General features: G+C 66.7%; 20 protein-coding genes. 11 read left to right on the top strand and 9 right to left on the bottom strand.

Annotated features, from left to right (window positions below):
- Position 1 precedes the first annotated feature (1 nt).
- Positions 2 to 937: a LysR family transcriptional regulator gene (locus tag VK682_RS00850; protein WP_230794673.1), complete on the top strand. Its 936-nt coding sequence runs from the start codon at positions 2 to 4 to the stop codon at positions 935 to 937.
- On the opposite strand, the gene VK682_RS00845 is transcribed toward VK682_RS00850, so the two are convergent.
- The 6 genes from VK682_RS00845 to pyk form a co-directional block, all read right to left on the bottom strand.
- The gene (locus VK682_RS00845) at positions 934 to 1230 is read right to left on the bottom strand and encodes a YrhK family protein (RefSeq protein WP_230794672.1); all 297 of its coding nucleotides are present in this window, start codon (positions 1228 to 1230) and stop codon (positions 934 to 936) included. The genes VK682_RS00850 and VK682_RS00845 overlap by 4 nt on opposite strands.
- A gap of 37 nt (positions 1231 to 1267) precedes the next feature.
- On the bottom strand, positions 1268 to 2338 hold the full coding sequence (pheS, locus tag VK682_RS00840) for a phenylalanine--tRNA ligase subunit alpha (protein WP_230794671.1): 1071 nt from the start codon (positions 2336 to 2338) through the stop codon (positions 1268 to 1270).
- A gap of 236 nt (positions 2339 to 2574) precedes the next feature.
- A complete protein-coding gene (rplT, locus tag VK682_RS00835) occupies positions 2575 to 2940 on the bottom strand; it encodes a 50S ribosomal protein L20 (RefSeq protein ID WP_089842220.1) in 366 nt (121 codons plus the stop codon).
- 15 nt (positions 2941 to 2955) lie between these two features.
- A complete protein-coding gene (rpmI, locus tag VK682_RS00830) occupies positions 2956 to 3156 on the bottom strand; it encodes a 50S ribosomal protein L35 (protein WP_089842216.1) in 201 nt (66 codons plus the stop codon).
- Between the two features lie 121 nt (positions 3157 to 3277).
- Positions 3278 to 3502 carry a hypothetical protein gene (locus VK682_RS00825; protein WP_230794670.1) on the bottom strand — a complete coding sequence of 75 codons (225 nt, stop codon included), beginning with the start codon at positions 3500 to 3502 and terminating at the stop codon, positions 3278 to 3280.
- A gap of 71 nt (positions 3503 to 3573) precedes the next feature.
- Positions 3574 to 5019: a pyruvate kinase gene (pyk, locus tag VK682_RS00820; RefSeq protein WP_230794669.1), complete on the bottom strand. Its 1446-nt coding sequence runs from the start codon at positions 5017 to 5019 to the stop codon at positions 3574 to 3576.
- A gap of 157 nt (positions 5020 to 5176) precedes the next feature.
- Here pyk and VK682_RS00815 point away from each other — a divergent pair, with 157 nt between their 5' ends.
- Both VK682_RS00815 and VK682_RS00810 read left to right on the top strand, forming a co-directional pair.
- Complete coding sequence (locus tag VK682_RS00815) at positions 5177 to 5914, top strand: N-formylglutamate amidohydrolase (protein ID WP_230794668.1); 738 nt, start codon at positions 5177 to 5179, stop codon at positions 5912 to 5914.
- Between the two features lie 12 nt (positions 5915 to 5926).
- On the top strand, positions 5927 to 6241 hold the full coding sequence (locus VK682_RS00810; protein ID WP_089842202.1) for a DUF1244 domain-containing protein: 315 nt from the start codon (positions 5927 to 5929) through the stop codon (positions 6239 to 6241).
- Positions 6242 to 6316: 75 nt separating this feature from the next.
- Here VK682_RS00810 and VK682_RS00805 read toward each other — a convergent pair whose 3' ends face one another.
- Positions 6317 to 7441, bottom strand: a complete 1125-nt coding sequence (locus VK682_RS00805; RefSeq protein WP_230794667.1) for an aromatic ring-hydroxylating oxygenase subunit alpha — start codon at positions 7439 to 7441, stop codon at positions 6317 to 6319.
- 189 nt (positions 7442 to 7630) lie between these two features.
- Between VK682_RS00805 and VK682_RS00800 the strand changes: the two genes are divergently transcribed.
- A complete protein-coding gene (locus VK682_RS00800; RefSeq protein WP_324781310.1) occupies positions 7631 to 8236 on the top strand; it encodes a glutathione S-transferase family protein in 606 nt (201 codons plus the stop codon).
- Here VK682_RS00800 and VK682_RS00795 read toward each other — a convergent pair.
- A complete protein-coding gene (locus VK682_RS00795) occupies positions 8233 to 9024 on the bottom strand; it encodes a helix-turn-helix transcriptional regulator (protein WP_089842194.1) in 792 nt (263 codons plus the stop codon). The genes VK682_RS00800 and VK682_RS00795 overlap by 4 nt on opposite strands.
- Positions 9025 to 9111: 87 nt before the next feature.
- Between VK682_RS00795 and VK682_RS00790 the strand changes: the two genes are divergently transcribed.
- The 7 genes from VK682_RS00790 to VK682_RS00760 all read left to right on the top strand — a co-directional run bounded on the left by VK682_RS00790 (position 9112) and on the right by VK682_RS00760 (position 15494).
- Positions 9112 to 10182, top strand: a complete 1071-nt coding sequence (locus tag VK682_RS00790; RefSeq protein WP_324781309.1) for an ABC transporter ATP-binding protein — start codon at positions 9112 to 9114, stop codon at positions 10180 to 10182.
- Positions 10182 to 11105, top strand: a complete 924-nt coding sequence (locus tag VK682_RS00785; protein ID WP_230794663.1) for an ABC transporter permease — start codon at positions 10182 to 10184, stop codon at positions 11103 to 11105. Before VK682_RS00790 ends, VK682_RS00785 begins: the two co-directional genes overlap by 1 nt.
- The gene (locus tag VK682_RS00780) at positions 11102 to 11899 is read left to right on the top strand and encodes an ABC transporter permease (protein ID WP_324781308.1); all 798 of its coding nucleotides are present in this window, start codon (positions 11102 to 11104) and stop codon (positions 11897 to 11899) included. The genes VK682_RS00785 and VK682_RS00780 overlap by 4 nt, the downstream gene beginning before the upstream one ends.
- Positions 11900 to 11923: 24 nt before the next feature.
- The gene (locus VK682_RS00775; RefSeq protein ID WP_089842185.1) at positions 11924 to 12949 is read left to right on the top strand and encodes an extracellular solute-binding protein; all 1026 of its coding nucleotides are present in this window, start codon (positions 11924 to 11926) and stop codon (positions 12947 to 12949) included.
- Between the two features lie 2 nt (positions 12950 to 12951).
- Complete coding sequence (locus VK682_RS00770; RefSeq protein ID WP_230794661.1) at positions 12952 to 13713, top strand: carbon-nitrogen hydrolase family protein; 762 nt, start codon at positions 12952 to 12954, stop codon at positions 13711 to 13713.
- Positions 13714 to 13716: 3 nt separating this feature from the next.
- Positions 13717 to 15081: an aminotransferase class III-fold pyridoxal phosphate-dependent enzyme gene (locus VK682_RS00765; protein ID WP_089842181.1), complete on the top strand. Its 1365-nt coding sequence runs from the start codon at positions 13717 to 13719 to the stop codon at positions 15079 to 15081.
- Between the two features lie 89 nt (positions 15082 to 15170).
- The gene (locus tag VK682_RS00760) at positions 15171 to 15494 is read left to right on the top strand and encodes a phasin family protein (RefSeq protein ID WP_230794660.1); all 324 of its coding nucleotides are present in this window, start codon (positions 15171 to 15173) and stop codon (positions 15492 to 15494) included.
- Between the two features lie 6 nt (positions 15495 to 15500).
- Here the strand turns inward: VK682_RS00760 and VK682_RS00755 are convergent, their stop codons facing one another.
- Positions 15501 to 16328 carry a DUF6473 family protein gene (locus tag VK682_RS00755; protein ID WP_324781307.1) on the bottom strand — a complete coding sequence of 276 codons (828 nt, stop codon included), beginning with the start codon at positions 16326 to 16328 and terminating at the stop codon, positions 15501 to 15503.
- Positions 16329 to 16369 lie beyond the last annotated feature (41 nt).

Below are 16369 nucleotides of genomic sequence, written 5' to 3'. Positions count from 1 at the left end.
GATGGCGCGGCGCTTCACCCTCCGGCAGCTGGACTATCTGGTGGCCGTGGGCGAGGCCGGTTCCATCGCCGGGGCCGCCGAACGGCTGAACGTCTCCTCTCCGTCGATCTCTGCCGCCATCGCCCAGCTTGAGGCAGAGTTTGGCCTGCCGCTGTTCATCCGCCGCCACGCGCAGGGGCTGCTGCCCACGCAGAGCGGCCAGCGGCTGATCGCGCAGGCCCGCGTGGTGCTGGCAGAGGCTGCGGCACTGACCACGCTGGCCGGCGAGATTTCGGGCACCGTGCGCGGCCCGCTGCGGGTGGGCTGTTTCCTGACCTTCGCGCAGTTCGTCCTGCCGCAGCTGCGCCGCAGCTTCACCGATACTTGGCCCGAAGTGGCCTTCACCCAGCAGGAAATGACCCAGCCCGCCCTGATCGAGGCGCTGCGCCGTGCCGATCTGGACGTGGCGCTGACCTATGATCTGGATATCCCCGACGATCTGGAGTTTCTGCCGCTGGTCAGCCTGCCGCCCTATGCCCTGCTGGACGAGGCGCATCCGCTGGCCTCGCGCACCAGCCTGTCGGTGGCCGATCTGGCGCCCTGTCCCATGGTGCTGCTGGATCTGCCGCAGAGCGGCGCCTATTTCCTGTCCTTCTTCACCGCGCAGGGGCTGGTGCCGCAGATTGCGGAACGGACGCGGGATTTCGCCACGATGCGGTCGCTGGTGGCCAATGGCTTCGGCTATTCGCTGGCCAATATCCACCCCCGCTCCGATCTGGCCCCGGACGGGCGACCGCTGCGCTATGTGCCGCTGACCGGGGCGCCACGGCCTCTGGCGCTGGGGCTGGTGCTGATGCAGGGGGCACAGGCGCCGCGCACCGTGCGCGCCTTTGTGGACTTCTGCCGCAGCCAGATCACGGCGCGCAGCGTGCCGGGCATCCGCCTGCCAGAGCCCTAGCCGTCTTCCTCGTCATCTCCGGCGCGCCGCGCCAGCTGGCCCACGCGGCCCATGCGCAAAAGCTGCAGTTCGCGGGCCAGCCGCAGCGCGGGCTTGCTGAGAAACAGCACCGACCCGATCACGAACAGCCATGTGGATCCGGTCTTGGCATCGTCCACGAACATCAGGAGCGCGCCTGACAGAAAGCAGACCGCCGCGGCAAAATCCACGACGGTATAGACAAGCTCGAACAGCGCATAGACGCGCCGGGTTTCGGCATTCCGGGTGCGGTTGCTGTGATGAAAGAGCCTCATACCGCGCGAACGCATGAACGCCGCGCGGGTTCACCGGTCAGCGCGACAAACCGCCATGCAGGGTGGGCATGTCCAGCGCGGCAAAGCCGTAATGCCGCAGCCAGCGCAGATCCGATTCGAAAAACGCCCGCAGATCCGGGATGCCGTATTTCAGCATGGCGATGCGGTCGATGCCCATGCCGAAGGCAAAGCCCTGCCATTGCGCGGGGTCGATTCCGCCCGCTGTCAGCACCTTGGGATGCACCATGCCGGATCCCAGAACCTCCAGCCAGTCGTCGCCTTCGCCCACGGTCACGGTGCCGTCTTTCCACTGGCACTGGATGTCCACCTCTGCCGAAGGTTCGGTGAACGGGAAATGCGAGGCGCGGAAGCGGGTCTTCACCGACCGTCCGAAATAGGCGGAGAAGAATTCCTCCAGCACCCATTTCAGATTGGCCATGGAGATTTCGCGGTCGATGGCCAGACCCTCGATCTGGTGGAACATCGGCGTGTGGGTCTGGTCGTAATCGGCGCGATAGACGCGGCCCGGCGCCACGATGCGGATGGGCGCGCCCTGCGCCAGCAGCGACCGGATCTGCACCGGCGAGGTATGGGTGCGCAGCACATGCGGGGGGCGGTTGTCGCCTTCCGCGCGGTGCATGTAGAACGTGTCCATCTCGGCGCGGGCCGGGTGATGGCCGGGGATGTTCAGCGCGTCGAAATTATACCAGTCTTCTTCGATCTGCGGACCTTCGGCCACGGCAAAGCCCATATCGGCGAAGATCGCGGTGCATTCTTCCCAGACCTGACTGACCGGATGCAGGCTGCCCATGCGGCGCGGGCGCCCGGGCAGGGTCACGTCCAGCCATTCCGCCGCCAGCCGCTCGTTCAGCGCGGCATCGGCCAGCGCCGCCTTCTTCAGCGCCAGCGCTTCGGTGATCTCGTCCTTGAGCGCGTTCAGCTTCGGCCCCATCACCTGCCGCTCTTCGGGGCTCATCCGCCCCAGTTCGCGCATCTGCAGGCTGATCTCGCCCTTCTTGCCAAGGGCCTGCACCCGCAGATCCTCCAGCGCGGCCTCGCCTGCCGCGGTGCCAATCAGGTCCAGATACTTGTCGCGCAGATCGTCCATCGGGGGCCTCTTCGGTGCATCACTTGCGCGCCTGACCTACCGGCTGCGCCCCGTCTGCGCAAGAAGCGCCGCCGCGCGCCCGGCATCTTCTGACCGAAAATATCCCGGGGGAGGCTGCGCCTTGGCGCAGACGGGGGCAGAGCCCCCTCTGCCCGACACCGCAGGCACGGGCCGCAAACGGAAAACGCCGCCCGGAGATCCGGACGGCGTTGTATCTCAGCACAGGGCTGCTCCGCTTAGGCGGCCAGCGCGCCCTTGGCCTGATCGACGATCGCGCCGAAGGCTTCCGGCTCGTGCACGGCCAGATCGGCCAGCACCTTACGGTCCACTTCGATGCCGGCCTTGTTCAGGCCGTTGATGAAGGCCGAATAGGTCAGCGCTTCGTCATGTGCGCGGACGGCGGCGTTGATCCGCTGGATCCACAGCGCGCGGAAGTTGCGCTTGCGGTTCTTCCGGTCGCGCGTCGCGTACTGGTTGGCCTTGTCGACGGCCTGGGCTGCCACCTTGAAGGTGTTCTTGCGACGGCCATAATAGCCTTTCGCAGCCTTGATGACCTTCTTGTGACGGGCGTGGGTGACGGTACCACCTTTGACTCGGGACATGTCTCTGGCCTCCTATCAGCGGTCGTAGGGCATATAGCCCTTGACGATCTTGGCGTCCTGGGGGGACAGCGTGGTGGTCCCGCGGGCGTCGCGGATGAATTTCTTGGTGCGCTTGATCATGCCGTGGCGCTTGCCGGCCTGAGCGGTGATCACCTTGCCGGTGGCGCTCATCTTGAAGCGCTTCTTCGCGCTCGACTTGGTCTTCATCTTGGGCATTTTCGTCTCCTTCACGAGTGCGTGACAAAACGCGACTCGGCATGCCACTCCGGCCGGCCGCGCAGTTGGAAGCGCCCCTATAAAAGCCCGCTCCCGCCTGTGCAAGCCCTTCCGGCGCAGATCAGCGGATCAGATCGCCGATCACCCCATAGATGACATCGGGCAGGTTTTCGGCGGTATAGCCGCCGGGCTTGCTGACATGGGCGTGCAGCGCCAGCGCCAGACCTGCCACCAGCAGCACCGCCCCAAGCCGGGGCACCCGGCCATCGGCCCATGCCGCAATGGCCGCCGCAACCCCAAGCACGCCCAGAACAAACCCGAGCACCAGAAACTGATCCGTCGACATGAAAAGGCCCGCCCATGGTCCGACGCATCAGCGTAGACCGGGGCGGGCCCGTCTGGCAACGGCGCTGCGGCCTATTCCGGATCGGTGGAGTAGATCAGCCGTTCGTCACAGGGCGCGACGCGCAGGATGTTGGTGGTGCCCGACATGTTGAAGGGCACGCCTGCCGTCACGATGATGTGGTCTTCCGCCCCGGCATAGCCCTGCGCGCGGGCCGCGCGTGCGGCATTGACCACGGCCTGCTTGAACCGCTCCAGCTCGCCGGTCATCACGCAATGGGTGCCCCATGTCAGCGACAGCCGCCGCGCGGTGCCGCGCAGGCTGGTCAGGGCGATGATCGGCACCCGCGGACGCTCGCGCGCCACCAGCGCCGCCGTGGTCCCCGAGGAGGTGAAGCAGCAGATCGCCTTCACATCGGCGGTTTCCGCGATCTCGCGCGCGGCGGCGACGATGCCATCGGCCACGGTGGTGCGCTTGATGTTGCGGCTGGCCTCGATGATCTCGGTATAGGTCGGATCCTTCTCGACGCTGATCGCCACGTTGTTCATCGTGGTGACCGCCTCGACCGGATACTGCCCCGCCGCCGATTCCGCCGACAGCATGATCGCATCGGTGCCTTCATAGATCGCGGTGGCCACGTCCGACACTTCGGCGCGGGTGGGCATCGGGCTTTCGATCATCGATTCCAGCATCTGCGTCGCCACGATCACCGGTTTCCCGGCAGAGCGGCATTTGCGGATCAGCCGCTTCTGGATCGGCGGCACGCTCTGCACCGGCAGTTCCACACCCAGATCGCCGCGCGCCACCATGATGCCGTCCGACACGGCAAGGATGTCGTCGAACCGCTTCACGGCGGTGGGCTTCTCGATCTTCGACAGGATCGCGGCGCGCCCGTCACAGAGCTTGCGCGCCTCCTGCACGTCCTCGGGCCGCTGCACGAAGCTCAGCGCCAGCCAGTCCACCCCGAGGGCTGCGGCGAATTCCAGATCGTCGCGATCCTTGGCCGACAGCGCCGCCAGCGGCAGTTCCACATCGGGCACGTTCACGCCCTTGCGGTTGGAAATGGTGCCGCCCGCCTCGACCACACAATTGGCGAAATCGGGGCCGCATTCCTCGACCCGCATGCGGATCTTGCCGTCATTGACCAGCAGATGCGCGCCCACGCCAAGGGCCGCAAAAATCTCCGGATGCGGCAGGCAGACGCGCTGGCTGTCGCCTGCAGCGTCCTCCAGGTCGAACCGGAAGGTCTGGCCCCATTCCAGCTCCTCGGAGCCATTGGCAAACTCGCCCACGCGCAGCTTCGGCCCCTGCAGGTCGGCGAGGATGGCGATGGGGCTGTCCAGATCCTTTTCGACCTGCCGGATGGCGCGGTGAATCTTGGTGATGTCCTCATGCGTGCCATGGCTCATGTTCAGCCGGAACACGTCAGCCCCGGCCTCGTGCAGGGCGCGGATCATCTCGTAGGTGTTGCTTGCCGGGCCCAGCGTGGCCACAATCTTGACTTTGCGCAAACGTCTCATCTTCGTCTCCCTGGCTCGGCACAACACGCGGTGCGGCGGCGATGGTTTACCGTTGAACGATCTCGCGGACGGTTATCGCTAACGCCGCCGCCGTTATTGTCGAATTCCCTTTGCCGCGCAACTCCTCTATGAAATGACGGCAAACTGCGAAGGTATCATGACCCACAAGCCCGTCCATATCGAAGGCGCGGGACGGCAAGGCCGGTTTCTCGTCACCTGCGACCACGCCACCAATGCCGTGCCCCCGGATCTGGGCGGATCGCTGGGACTCCCGGACGAGGACATGGCCCGCCACATCGCGTGGGATCCGGGCGCCCTGGGCGTGGCGCGGGCGCTGGCTACGGCGCTCGACAGCCCGGTGGTCTGGGCGGGGTTCTCGCGGCTGGTGATCGACCCCAACCGGGGCGGGCGCGACCCGACGCAGCTCATGCGGCTTTACGACGGATCGGTCATTCCCGGCAACCGCCACGCCGGACCGGAAGAGCGCGCGCGCCGCGTCGCGGCCTACTGGCAGCCCTATCACGACGCCATCGCGGATCTGGCCGCCCGCCAGACCGACCCGGTGATCGTCGCCCTGCACAGCTTCACGCCGCAGCTGCGGGGCCGCGCGCCGCGGCCATGGCAGGTGGGGATCCTGCATGCCTCCGACAGCCGCCTCTCCGATCCGCTGATCGACCTGCTGCAGGCGGAGCCCGATCTGGTGGTGGGCCGCAACCAGCCCTATCCCGGCCACCTTCCGGGCGATTCCATCGACCGGCACGCCCTGCGCCATGGCCGCCACAACACGCTGATCGAACTGCGCAACGACCTGATCGCCACGCCCGCAACCCAGCAGCACTGGGCAGACCGCCTCGCGCCGCTGCTGCGCCGGGCCCTTGCCCGCATCCCCGACTGACAGGAGACCCCGATGGACGACCAGACCCGCCTCGAACTCGAAGCTGCCGCCTTCCGCCGCCTGCGCCAGCACCTGATGGAAGACCGCCCCGATGTGCAGAACATCGACCTGATGACGCTGGCGGGCTTCTGCCGCAACTGCCTGTCGCGCTGGTATCAGGAAGCGGCCAATGCCCGCGGCCTCGACATGGACAAGGACACGGCGCGCGAGATCTTCTACGGCATGCCCTATGAGGACTGGCGGGCGCAGACCCAGACCGAAGCCAGCCCGGACCAGCAGGCCGCCTTCGACAAGGCGTTCCGCGAAAATGTCGGTCCGCGCGATTGATCCGTCCTTCATCTTGCCCCTAAACTCCACGGGGGTCCGGGGGTGTGAAACCCCCGGCCTCCTCTCCGCCCGGGCTCAGGCCGGGAGTTTCGAGGCGATCCAGCGGGCGAATTCATAATTCGGCCGCTCCAGATGCGACAGCGCGCCGGGGGTCGCATGGCGCGACTGCATGCCCTTCCAGACCCGCTCGGTGCAGCCGCGATCCTCGTCATTGACCGCATCCAGCAGGGCTTTCAGCGTGGCGAAATGCTGGGGCGCCTCGGCATCATTGGCAAAATCCGGATGCAGCCCGCCGCCATAAAGGATCTTCACATGCCCCGGCCCGTCCGGGGTCAGGCACAGATACCAGAAATAGCCCGGGGTCAGCGTGATCAGCAGCGACGGATAGATCGCCAGCAGCCATGTGCGGTAGCGGTCCTCGCCCTGCAGCTCGGTATTGTCCTTGTGGGCAATGGAGAGCGCGATGCTGTCGTCTTTCAGGATGTGGTGGTAATTGAAGCCCGCAAAGCCTTCGGGGCAGGTCATCTTGCGCAGATCCACCGCCCCGCCGATGGTGCCGCCATGGCACATGGGCAGGTGGTAGCTTTCCATGAAATTCTCGGCGAGGATCTTCCAGTTGGTGTTCCAGCGATGCTCCTCGCGGAAGGTTTCCACATAGTCCTGCATCGGCAGGTAGCCCACCAGATCGTCGACCTCGCGCAGCCCCGCGCCGGGGTCGGGCAGGTCGGGATCAAGCGTGACCATGATCCAGCCCTTCCAGTCCACGCAGCGGATCTGCGGCAGGCCAAGCGCTTCCTTGCAGAAGCTCTGGTTCAGATCCATCGCGGGGGCGCCGCGCAGGCTGCCATCCAGATTGTAGGTCCAGGCGTGATAGGGGCAGGTGATGGCGCGCACATGGCCGCGCCCTTCCAGCAGGATCGACATGCGGTGGCGGCAGACATTCGACATCGCCCGCAGCGCGCCGTCGCGGTCGCGCAGCACGATCACCGGCTCGCCCGAAATCTCCATGGTCAGGTAATCGCCCGGCGCTTTCAGCGCATCGGCCCGCCCGGCACAGAGCCAGCTTTGCGCAAAGACATGGCGCTCCTCCAGCGCCAGAAATTCGTCCGAGGTATAGACCGACACCGGCATCGCGTGTGCCGCCTCGAACGGCGTGGCGACATTGGCGCGCAGGGCGGCGGCGGGATCGTGGATGGTCATGGCGGCCTCCGGCTGTGTGGCGGCACGTCCCGGCACCGCGCTGCGCGGCATTCCGCGCCTTTGCCCCGGCTGCGTCAAGCCCCCGCGCGCAGGCGCCATCACGGGGGGTGACGGAGCGCCCACAAAACGGAATTTGACAGCGGCGCCGCCTCCCGGCTTGGCTGGGGGCCACAGGATGCGGAGCGCGCGATGACAGAGCTTGTTCTTTACGGCCACCCCGACAGCGGCCATGCCAACAAGGTGGCGCTGGCCCTCGCGCTGGCGGGGGTGCCGCATGAGCTGCGGCGGGTCGACATCTGGGCGCCCACGGCCACCCGCCCGGCGGAGTTTCTGGCGGCAAGTCCGCTGGCGCAGGTGCCGCTGCTTATGGCCGATGGCGTGCCGCATCTGCAGTCGGGCGCCATCCTGATGGAGGTGGCGCGGCGCTGGCCGCTGCCGGGGCAGCAGCCCCATGACCTGCGCCGCGGCGCAGAACTGATCCTGTGGGAGGCGAACCGCATCGGCATGTGCCTGCCGCAGCTGGTGGAATCGCGCCGCCCCGGCGGCGACAGCTTCCCGCCCGGCGCGCTGGACTGGCTGCGCGCCCGCTATGCCACCGACCGGGACAATTTTGACCGGCTGCTGGGGGCGGGGCCGTTTTTCCACGGGGCAGCGCCCGGCATCGGCGACTGCGCCATCTGGGGCTATGTCCGCTGGATCGACAGGGCAGGCGTGGCGCCGTCGCCTGCCATGGCCGACTGGCGGACGCGCATGGCCTGCCTGCCTGCCATGCCACGCGATTTCTTCCCGGCCTAGTCGGAGAGCAGCGGCAGGATCAGCGAAAACAGCTCCCCCTGCGAGGAGATGCGGCATTTCCGGTAAAGCTGCTTGCGGAACACCTTGACCGTCTGCGGGCTGATTTCCAGCCGCAGGCTGATCGAAACGGAGCTGTGGCCGCGCAGGATCAGCAGCGCCACCTCTGCCTGCCGGGGGCTGAGCGTGATGGCATGGCGGCGGCGCAGCGCCTCGATCAGCCGCCCGGTCAGCGCGGCTTCGGTATAATCCCCCGAAGAGGACAGGCCCTGCCATTGCTTTTCGCACAATCCGCAGGCAATCGGGGCTATTCTTTGGGCATGATCCAGATCGCGCGGCGAAAACCCCTGTCCGGATGTGGCATCGCGGCCAAGGCAGACATGCACCGAAACCCCCTCGGCGGGATAGGCGACATAGGCGATCTCGTCGATCAGGGTGGTGCGCCGGTAATAGGCGGCGAAATATTCGTTCCGCTGAAAGGCGTCGGGGGCGATGTCGCGCAGCCGGTAGATCCCCGGACGCACCCGCCGCACATGCAGGTCATGGAACGGGTCCAGAAGGTAAGCACCTGACAGATAATCCGTTTCCAGCTTTTCATGCACCCGCTTCTCGCGCGACTGCGTGAACAGCACCTGCGGGCGGTGCTGCTGGAAATAGGCCAGCATCGTGGTGTTGTCGATTTCAAAGCAGCGCGACAGCCAAAGGTAAAACGCGGGGGCAAACCCTTCGCCGCCAAGCGCCGCGATAGCGCGGCCCAGATGCTCTTCGGCAGAGTTGGGAAGCTCCCGCATGATACCTCCTTGGGGGTATATACCCCTCGATTTCGGGGACCTTAGCCTGAATCACCAGAAACCGGGGGTATGGTTCAAGGGGATTCGATGCTGGACGTGGCACAGGCGGTGGAAATCGACAGCGTGGTGAAGCGGTATGGCACCGTGACCGCGCTGCATGGCGTCTCGATGGCGATTGCAGAGGGAGAGTTCTTTACCCTGCTCGGGCCCTCGGGCTGTGGCAAGACCACGCTGCTGCGCTGCATCGCTGGCTTCGAGCAGGTGTCGGGCGGCGCGATCCGCCTGCATGGCGAGGACATCGCGCCGCTGCCGCCGCACAAGCGGATGGTGAACACCGTCTTTCAGAATTACGCGCTGTTTCCGCATATGACCGTGCTCGACAACGTGACCTTCGGCCTGCTGCGCCGGGGCTGGGGCACGCGGGATGCCGAGGCGCGGGGCCGCGAGGTGCTGCGGCTGGTGCAGCTGTCAGAGTTTGCGCAGCGCCGACCGGGGCAGCTGTCGGGCGGGCAGCAGCAGCGCGTGGCGCTGGCCCGGGCGCTGGCGCCCCGGCCCAAGGTGCTGCTGCTGGACGAGCCGCTGTCGGCGCTGGATCTGAAGCTGCGGCAGGCGGTGCGCAGCGAGCTGAAGGCCATTCAGCGCGAGACCGGCATCGCCTTTGTCTTTGTCACCCACGATCAGGAAGAGGCGCTGACCATGTCCGACCGCATCGCGGTCATGTCGGCGGGCCATGTGCAGCAGGTGGGCCCCCCGCGCGAAATCTACGAGGCGCCGCAGACCCGCTTTGTCGCCGATTTCATCGGCGAGACCAACCTGATCGACGTGACCGTGACGCAGGTCAGCGGCGCCGTAGCGCGGCTGCAGCTGCCGGGCGGTGCTGCGATGGACTGTCCCGCCGCGCCGGGCGCGCGGCCCGGGCCGGGGCATCTGTCGGTGCGGCCAGAGCGGCTGTCGCTCTGCGCTGCGGGGCAGGGCGATCTGGCGGCGGTGATGCAGGATCACGTCTATCTGGGCACCGACACGCAGCTGCTGATGCGGCTGGCGGACGGGGCGCGGCTGGTGGTGCGGCAGCAGGCGGGCAGCGGCGCCGTGCCGGACCCGGGCGCAGCCCTTGGCCTGCGGATCGAGGCGGGCGCCGCGCGCCTGCTGGCGGACTGATGGCGGGCGCCGCGCCACAGGGCGCCTCCGCCGGGTCGGACATCTATCGCGGCAACGGGCCGCGCCTGCTGCTGCCGGTCTGGCTGTGGGTCGGCATCTTCCTTGTCGCGCCGGTGCTGATCATGGCGGTCTATTCCGTGCTGACCAAGGAATTCCGGGGCGGGGTCATCTGGGACTTCACGCTGGCCGCCTATGACCAGTTCTTTCTGGACCGCGGCCTGTTCGGAGACGAGCCGCCCCGCATCGAATGGACCTATATCGGCATCTTCTGGCGGTCGATCTGGCAGGCGGGGCTGGCGACGGTGCTGTGCCTGCTGATCGGCTTTCCCACCGCGTGGTTCATCGCCACCCGGCCCGCGCGGGTGCGGTCGGTCTGGCTGTTCCTCATCACCATTCCTTACTGGGTCAACCTGCTGATCCGCACCGTGTCGATGAAATTCCTGATCCGTGACACCGGGCCGCTCAATGAATTCCTGCTCTGGACCGGGATCATCGACACGCCGCTGGCGCTGGTGAACACCAATTTCGCGGTGCAGCTGGGGCTGTTCTACAGCTACCTGCCTTTCATGGTGCTGCCGATCTATGCGGCGGTGGAACGCTATGACTTCTCGCTCTCCGAAGCCGCGGCGGATCTTTATGCCGACAGCTGGACCACGCTGCGGCTGATCATCCTGCCGGTGGTCAAGCCCGGCATCGTGGCAGGCTGCATTCTGGTCTTCGTGCCCTCATTGGGGGCGTTCCTTGCGCCCGACCTGCTGGGTGGCGCCAAGACCTTCATGATCGGGTCGCTGATCGAGGAACAGTTCAAGGGCGCTGCGGGCAACTGGCCGTTCGGGGCCGCCGCCTCGATGATCCTGCTCAGCATCGTGATGGCCGTGCTGCTGCTGCATGCCCGGGCCCAGACCAAGGGAGACCGGACATGACCGACCTGCGCCATTTCACCGGCTTCCGCCCGCTGACCGTGCTGTGCCTGTTCATCCTTTATGCGCCGCTGGTCATCGTCGCGGTCTACAGCTTCAACGAAAGCACCTCGATCACGCGCTGGGGCGGGTTTTCGCTGAAATGGTATGTGGACGTGTTCACCGGGCCAGAGGCACCGAAATTCCGCGATGCCGCCCTCAACAGCTTCACCATCGCCATTGGTGCCGCCACCTGCGCCACGCTGATCGCCACCGCCGCCGCCGTGGCGATGACCCGGGCGGGGCGGTTCCGGGGCAAGCTGGCCAGCCTTGCGCTGATCAACCTGCCGCTGATGGTGCCGGAGATCGTGACCGCCGTCGCCTCGCTGGTGTTCTTCATCACCATCGGGCTGACCACCGGGCTGCTGACCATCTTCCTTGCGCATGTGGTGTTCTGCATCCCCTTCGCCTACCTGCCGATTTCGGCGCGGATGCAGTCGGTGCCCGATGTCTATGAACAGGCGGCGATGGATCTTTACGCCACCCCGTGGGAGGCGTTCCGGCTGATCCTGCTGCCGCTGATGGCGCCGGGCATCCTGTCGGGCTTCCTGCTCGCCTTCATCATCTCGCTTGACGATTTCCTCATCACCAACTTCGTCAAGGGGGCGGGGGTCGAGACCCTGCCGACCGCCATCTTCGGATCGGTGAAACAGGGCATCAAGCCCAACATCATGGCCATTTCGACGCTGCTCCTGGGCGTTTCGGTGGTCTGCGTCACGCTGTCCTGGCTGATCGGACGGGCGGGACAGAAACGATAAAACCCCAACAGCGGAGACCAAGACATGAAGACCCTTCTCACCACCTCGCTGCTGGCGCTGACGCTGGCAGGCGCCGCTCAGGCCGAAGGCAAGCTGTCGATCTATCACTGGTTCGAATACATCCCGCAGGAGCTGCTGGACAAGTTCGCCGCCGAATACGACGTCGAGGTGACCATGGACACCTTCGACAGCAACGAGGCGCTGCTGGCCGCGCTGAAAGCCGGGCGGCTGGGCAGCTATGACGTGGCGGTGCCCGGCGATTACATGGTCGACATCCTGAAACAGGAAGGCATGCTCGACAGCTTCACCCCCGAAGAGCTGCCCAACCACGGCAATATCGAAGACCGCTGGCTGGACGTGGCCTTTGATCCGGGCCGCACCTCCTCGATCCCCTATCAGTGGGGCAGCACCTCCTTTGCGGTCAACCGCGAGGTCTATGACGGCACCGCCGACAGCCTTGGCCTGATCTTCGCGCCGCCGCCGGAACTGGCGGGCAAGATCAACGTGCTGGACACCAGCGGCGAGACGCTGACGCTGGCCTCGCTGTATCTGGGCATCCCGCAATGCAGCGCCGACCGCGCGCAGCTCAAGGCGCTCAACGATCTGGTGATGGGCGCCAAGGCGGAGTGGGCGAGCTTTGGCTCCGATGTGGCCAAGGATGTGCTGGTGTCGGGCGACGCGGCGGCGGGCATGATCTGGTCGGGCTTTTCCGCCAAGGCCCGGGCCGAAGGCGCGCCCATCGAATACGTCTTCCCCAAGGAGGGCATGATCGTCTGGATGGACAATGTGGTGCTGCTGAAGGATGCGCCCAACCGCGACAACGCGCTGAAGTTCATGAACTTCCTGCTGGAGCCGGAAAACGCCGCCGCCGTCACCAATTACGCCCAGTATTCGGCGGGGGTGAAGGGCGTGTCGGAGTTTCTGGCGCCCGAGGTGGCCAATTCCCCGGAAAGCAACCCGCCCTCGGACGTGACCGGCGTGTTCGTGCAGCCCTGCCCGCAGGAGGTGCAGGTCATGTATGACGCGATCTGGACCAACCTGAAGAAGTGACCATGCGGCTGGCGCTTTATCAGGGGCCGCCGGGCACGGGCGATCCCGAGGCGGGGCTGACCCGGCTCGGGGCGCTGCTGGAGGCTTCGGCACGGGCAGGGGCGCTGATGCTGGTCTGTCCCGAACTGTTCCTGCCGGGCTACAACCGGCCGGATTTGCACGGGGCGCTGGCGCAACCGCGCGGCGGGGCCTGGACGCAGCGCCTGTCCGCCATGGCGCGGGCGGCGGGCTGCGGGCTGGTGCTGGGCTGGGCGGAACGGGACGGGGCGGCGGTCTACAACGCCGCCACCGCGTGGGACGCGCAGGGGCAGGAACTGGGCCATTACCGCAAGATCCAGCTGTTCGGCCCGATGGAAAAGGCCAGCTTCCGCCCCGGCGCCAGCTACTGCCTGTTCGATCTGGCCGGGGTCCGTGCCGCCCTGCTGATCTGCTATGACGTGGAATTTGCGCCTCATGTCGCGGCGCTTGCCGCGCAGGGGGCGCGGCTGATCCTCGTGCCGACCGCCAATCCCGAAGGTTTTGGCCATGTGTCCACCGCGCTGGTGCCCGCCCGCGCGGCAGAGGCGGGGGTGACCATCGCCTATGCCAATTACTGCGGCGCCGAAGCCGGGCTCGCCTATGGCGGGCTGTCGCTGATCGTGGGGCCGGACGCGCGCCCGCTGGTCAGCGCGGGCCGGGGCGAGGCGCTGCTGATCGCGGATCTGGACGTGCCTCTGGCGCCCGAGCTCCGCTCAACCCAACAACAGGACTATCTGGAGATCTGACCCATGTCGCTTGATCTGGACATCACCACCGACGGCGTGCTGACCGCCGACACCCATCTTGTGCAAAGCTGGGCCGATCTGGATTTCCTCAAACAGTCCGGGCAGCGCACCGTGATCGTGGGGGCCGAAGGCGCCTATGTCCGCGACAGCGAAGGCAACCAGCTGATCGACGGCATCGGCGGGCTGTGGTGTGTCAATGTCGGCCACCGGCGGCGCGAGATCATCGACGCCATCACCGCCCAGCTCGAGACGCTGGATTTCTATTCGACCTTCTACAACTTCACCCATCCCGCCGCCGCGGCGCTCGCCACCAAGCTGGCGGACCTGGCGCCCGGCACGCTCAACAAGGTGCATTTCGGCAATTCCGGCTCGGTTGCGAATGAAACCGCGATCCGCATCCTGCATCATTATTACAACCGGCTGGGCCAGCCGCGCAAACGCCGCATCCTGTGCCGCCATGGCGCCTATCACGGCTCCACCCACCTGACCGTCGCCATGACCACGCCCGGCTATTCCCAAGGCTGGAGCCGCGAGGACAGCCTTGTGCATCACCTGCGCTGCCCGCATCACTGGCGCGAAGGGCAGGGCATGACCGAGGCGGAGTTCCTCGAGGTGCTGAAACAGGATCTGCGCGACACCATCCAGCATTACGGCGCCGAAACCATCGCCTGTTTCTTCGCCGAGCCGATCATGGGCGCGGGGGGCGTGATCGTGCCGCCCGAGGGCTATCATCAGGCGATGTTCGAGATCTGCCGCGACCATGACATCAAATACGTGACCGACGAGGTGGTGACCTCTTTCGGGCGGCTGGGGCACATGTTCGCGTCAGAAGACGTGTTCGGCATCGTGCCCGACATCATCACCACCGCCAAGGGCCTGACCTCGGGCTATCAGCCGCTGTCGGCCACGATCCTGTCCGACGAGATCCACGAGGTGATCTCCGGCCCCGGCGGCATGTTCTTCCACGGCATGACCTATTCCGGCCACCCCGCCGCCGCCGCCGCCGGTCTGGCCAATATCGCGCTGATGGAGGCCGAGCAGATCCCGCAGCGGGTGCGCACCACCGGCAAGCGCTTCGAAGGCCTGCTGCGGCAGCTGGACCGGCATGACATCGTGGGCGAGGTGCGGGGCAGCCATTTCATGATGGGCCTCGAATTCGTGAAGGACAAGGCCACCGCCGCGCCCTTCGCCCCCGAAGACCGAATCGGCCTGCGCCTTGCGCGCGAGGCGCAGAAGCGCGGGCTGATCGCGCGGCCCTTGGGCAATATCCTGATCCTGTCGCCGACGCTGGTCATGGATGAGGCGCTGATCGACCGGACTGCCGCAATTCTGGACGACAGCATCGCGGCGGTGCAGGCGAGCCTGTGACCGCGCGGCGCCGGGTGACGGGAATCACCGCGCGCGGGGGCGAGCCGTGTTAGGCTCCTCTCAGGCTTTTCGCTTGGGAGGATCAGACCATGACCACGCATCTGCGCGACATTCCCCTGACCGGCGCCCCGCCCCCACCACAGGAGGTCCGGCTGAGCTGGAGCTTCGGCCCCTATGCCGCCACAGCACTTGTGGAGGGCTGGCTGGACATCGCCGAGGAGGTGCAGGAATTCTACGCCTCCCGGCTGCGGCAGGACATGGCCCTGCAGCACCGGCTGCTGCATTGCACCGATCCCGGCACGCTGTTTGCGGTGCAGGCGGAGTTCGTCCAGACCGCCATTGCGGGCTATCGCGGCCATTTTGACCGGCTGACAGCCCTTGGCCAGCGGATGATGTCCCCCGCCGCCGCCTGAGCGCGGTCATGGCCGGAGCGCTGCCAGCACCGGCCCCAGCGCCTCGGCCACCTCGGCATGGGCCAGCGGCCCCAGCGATTCCGCCGCCGCCCCGGCTTCGAGCGGCGCGAACACCTTGCCTTCGGTGTCGCGCTGCCGCGCCGCCTCCGACAGTTCGACCTCCAGCAGCGCCGCCGCCCGGGGGCGCAGCGCCTCCAGCATGGCGCGGTCGACAAACAGCGGATCCCGCGCCAGCCCCTCCTGCGGGGTCTCGGGCGGCAGATGCTCCGCCACCCAGAGCAGCACCACCCGCCCGCGCAGCAGTGCCAGCAGATGCTTCATCCGCGCGACCCAGGCCAGCCGCAGTTCGGCGGTGATCTGCGCGAACCGCTCCGGCGACAGGTCGTGCAGCCGCCCCAGCATGTGCCGGTTGAAGTGGAACTCGGTGAAATCCACCTCCGGATACAGCGCCAGCAGCCGGTCGGAGCCGCGCAGGAACCGGTCGTTGCGGCGCGGATGCACGCTGTAGAACCGGTTGGACATGTTCTGCGCGCCAAGGATCTGCAGCACCACGGTTTCGGCCCGCTCCGCCGCCTCCAGCACGGCGGGATCGCTGAGATACAGGTCCAGCCCCGCATTGGGGATGCCGAAATTCACGCAAGGAAGGCCCAGCTGCGGCTCCACCCGCGCGGGAAAGGGCAGGTCCACGAACCGCCCATAGGTTTCCGATCCCCCCAGAAAGGCGAGATAGGGCAAATCAAGCGGCCGACGCGGGCCGCGAAACAGGACGCGCGAGCGCCCGTAACGACAGGGACAGTAATTCAGGCCCCCCGGAGCCCCACCGGCGAAACTCATGTCTCCACCCATTTTAGTCCACACCCGCCGCCAGAGTCGGT

The sequence above is a fragment of the Salipiger marinus genome, from assembly GCF_035481585.1.
Taxonomy (GTDB): Bacteria; Pseudomonadota; Alphaproteobacteria; order Rhodobacterales; family Rhodobacteraceae; genus Salipiger; species Salipiger marinus.
The sequence above is the reverse complement of the archived record's forward strand: the minus strand, read 5'-3'. Positions and strand labels throughout refer to the sequence as shown.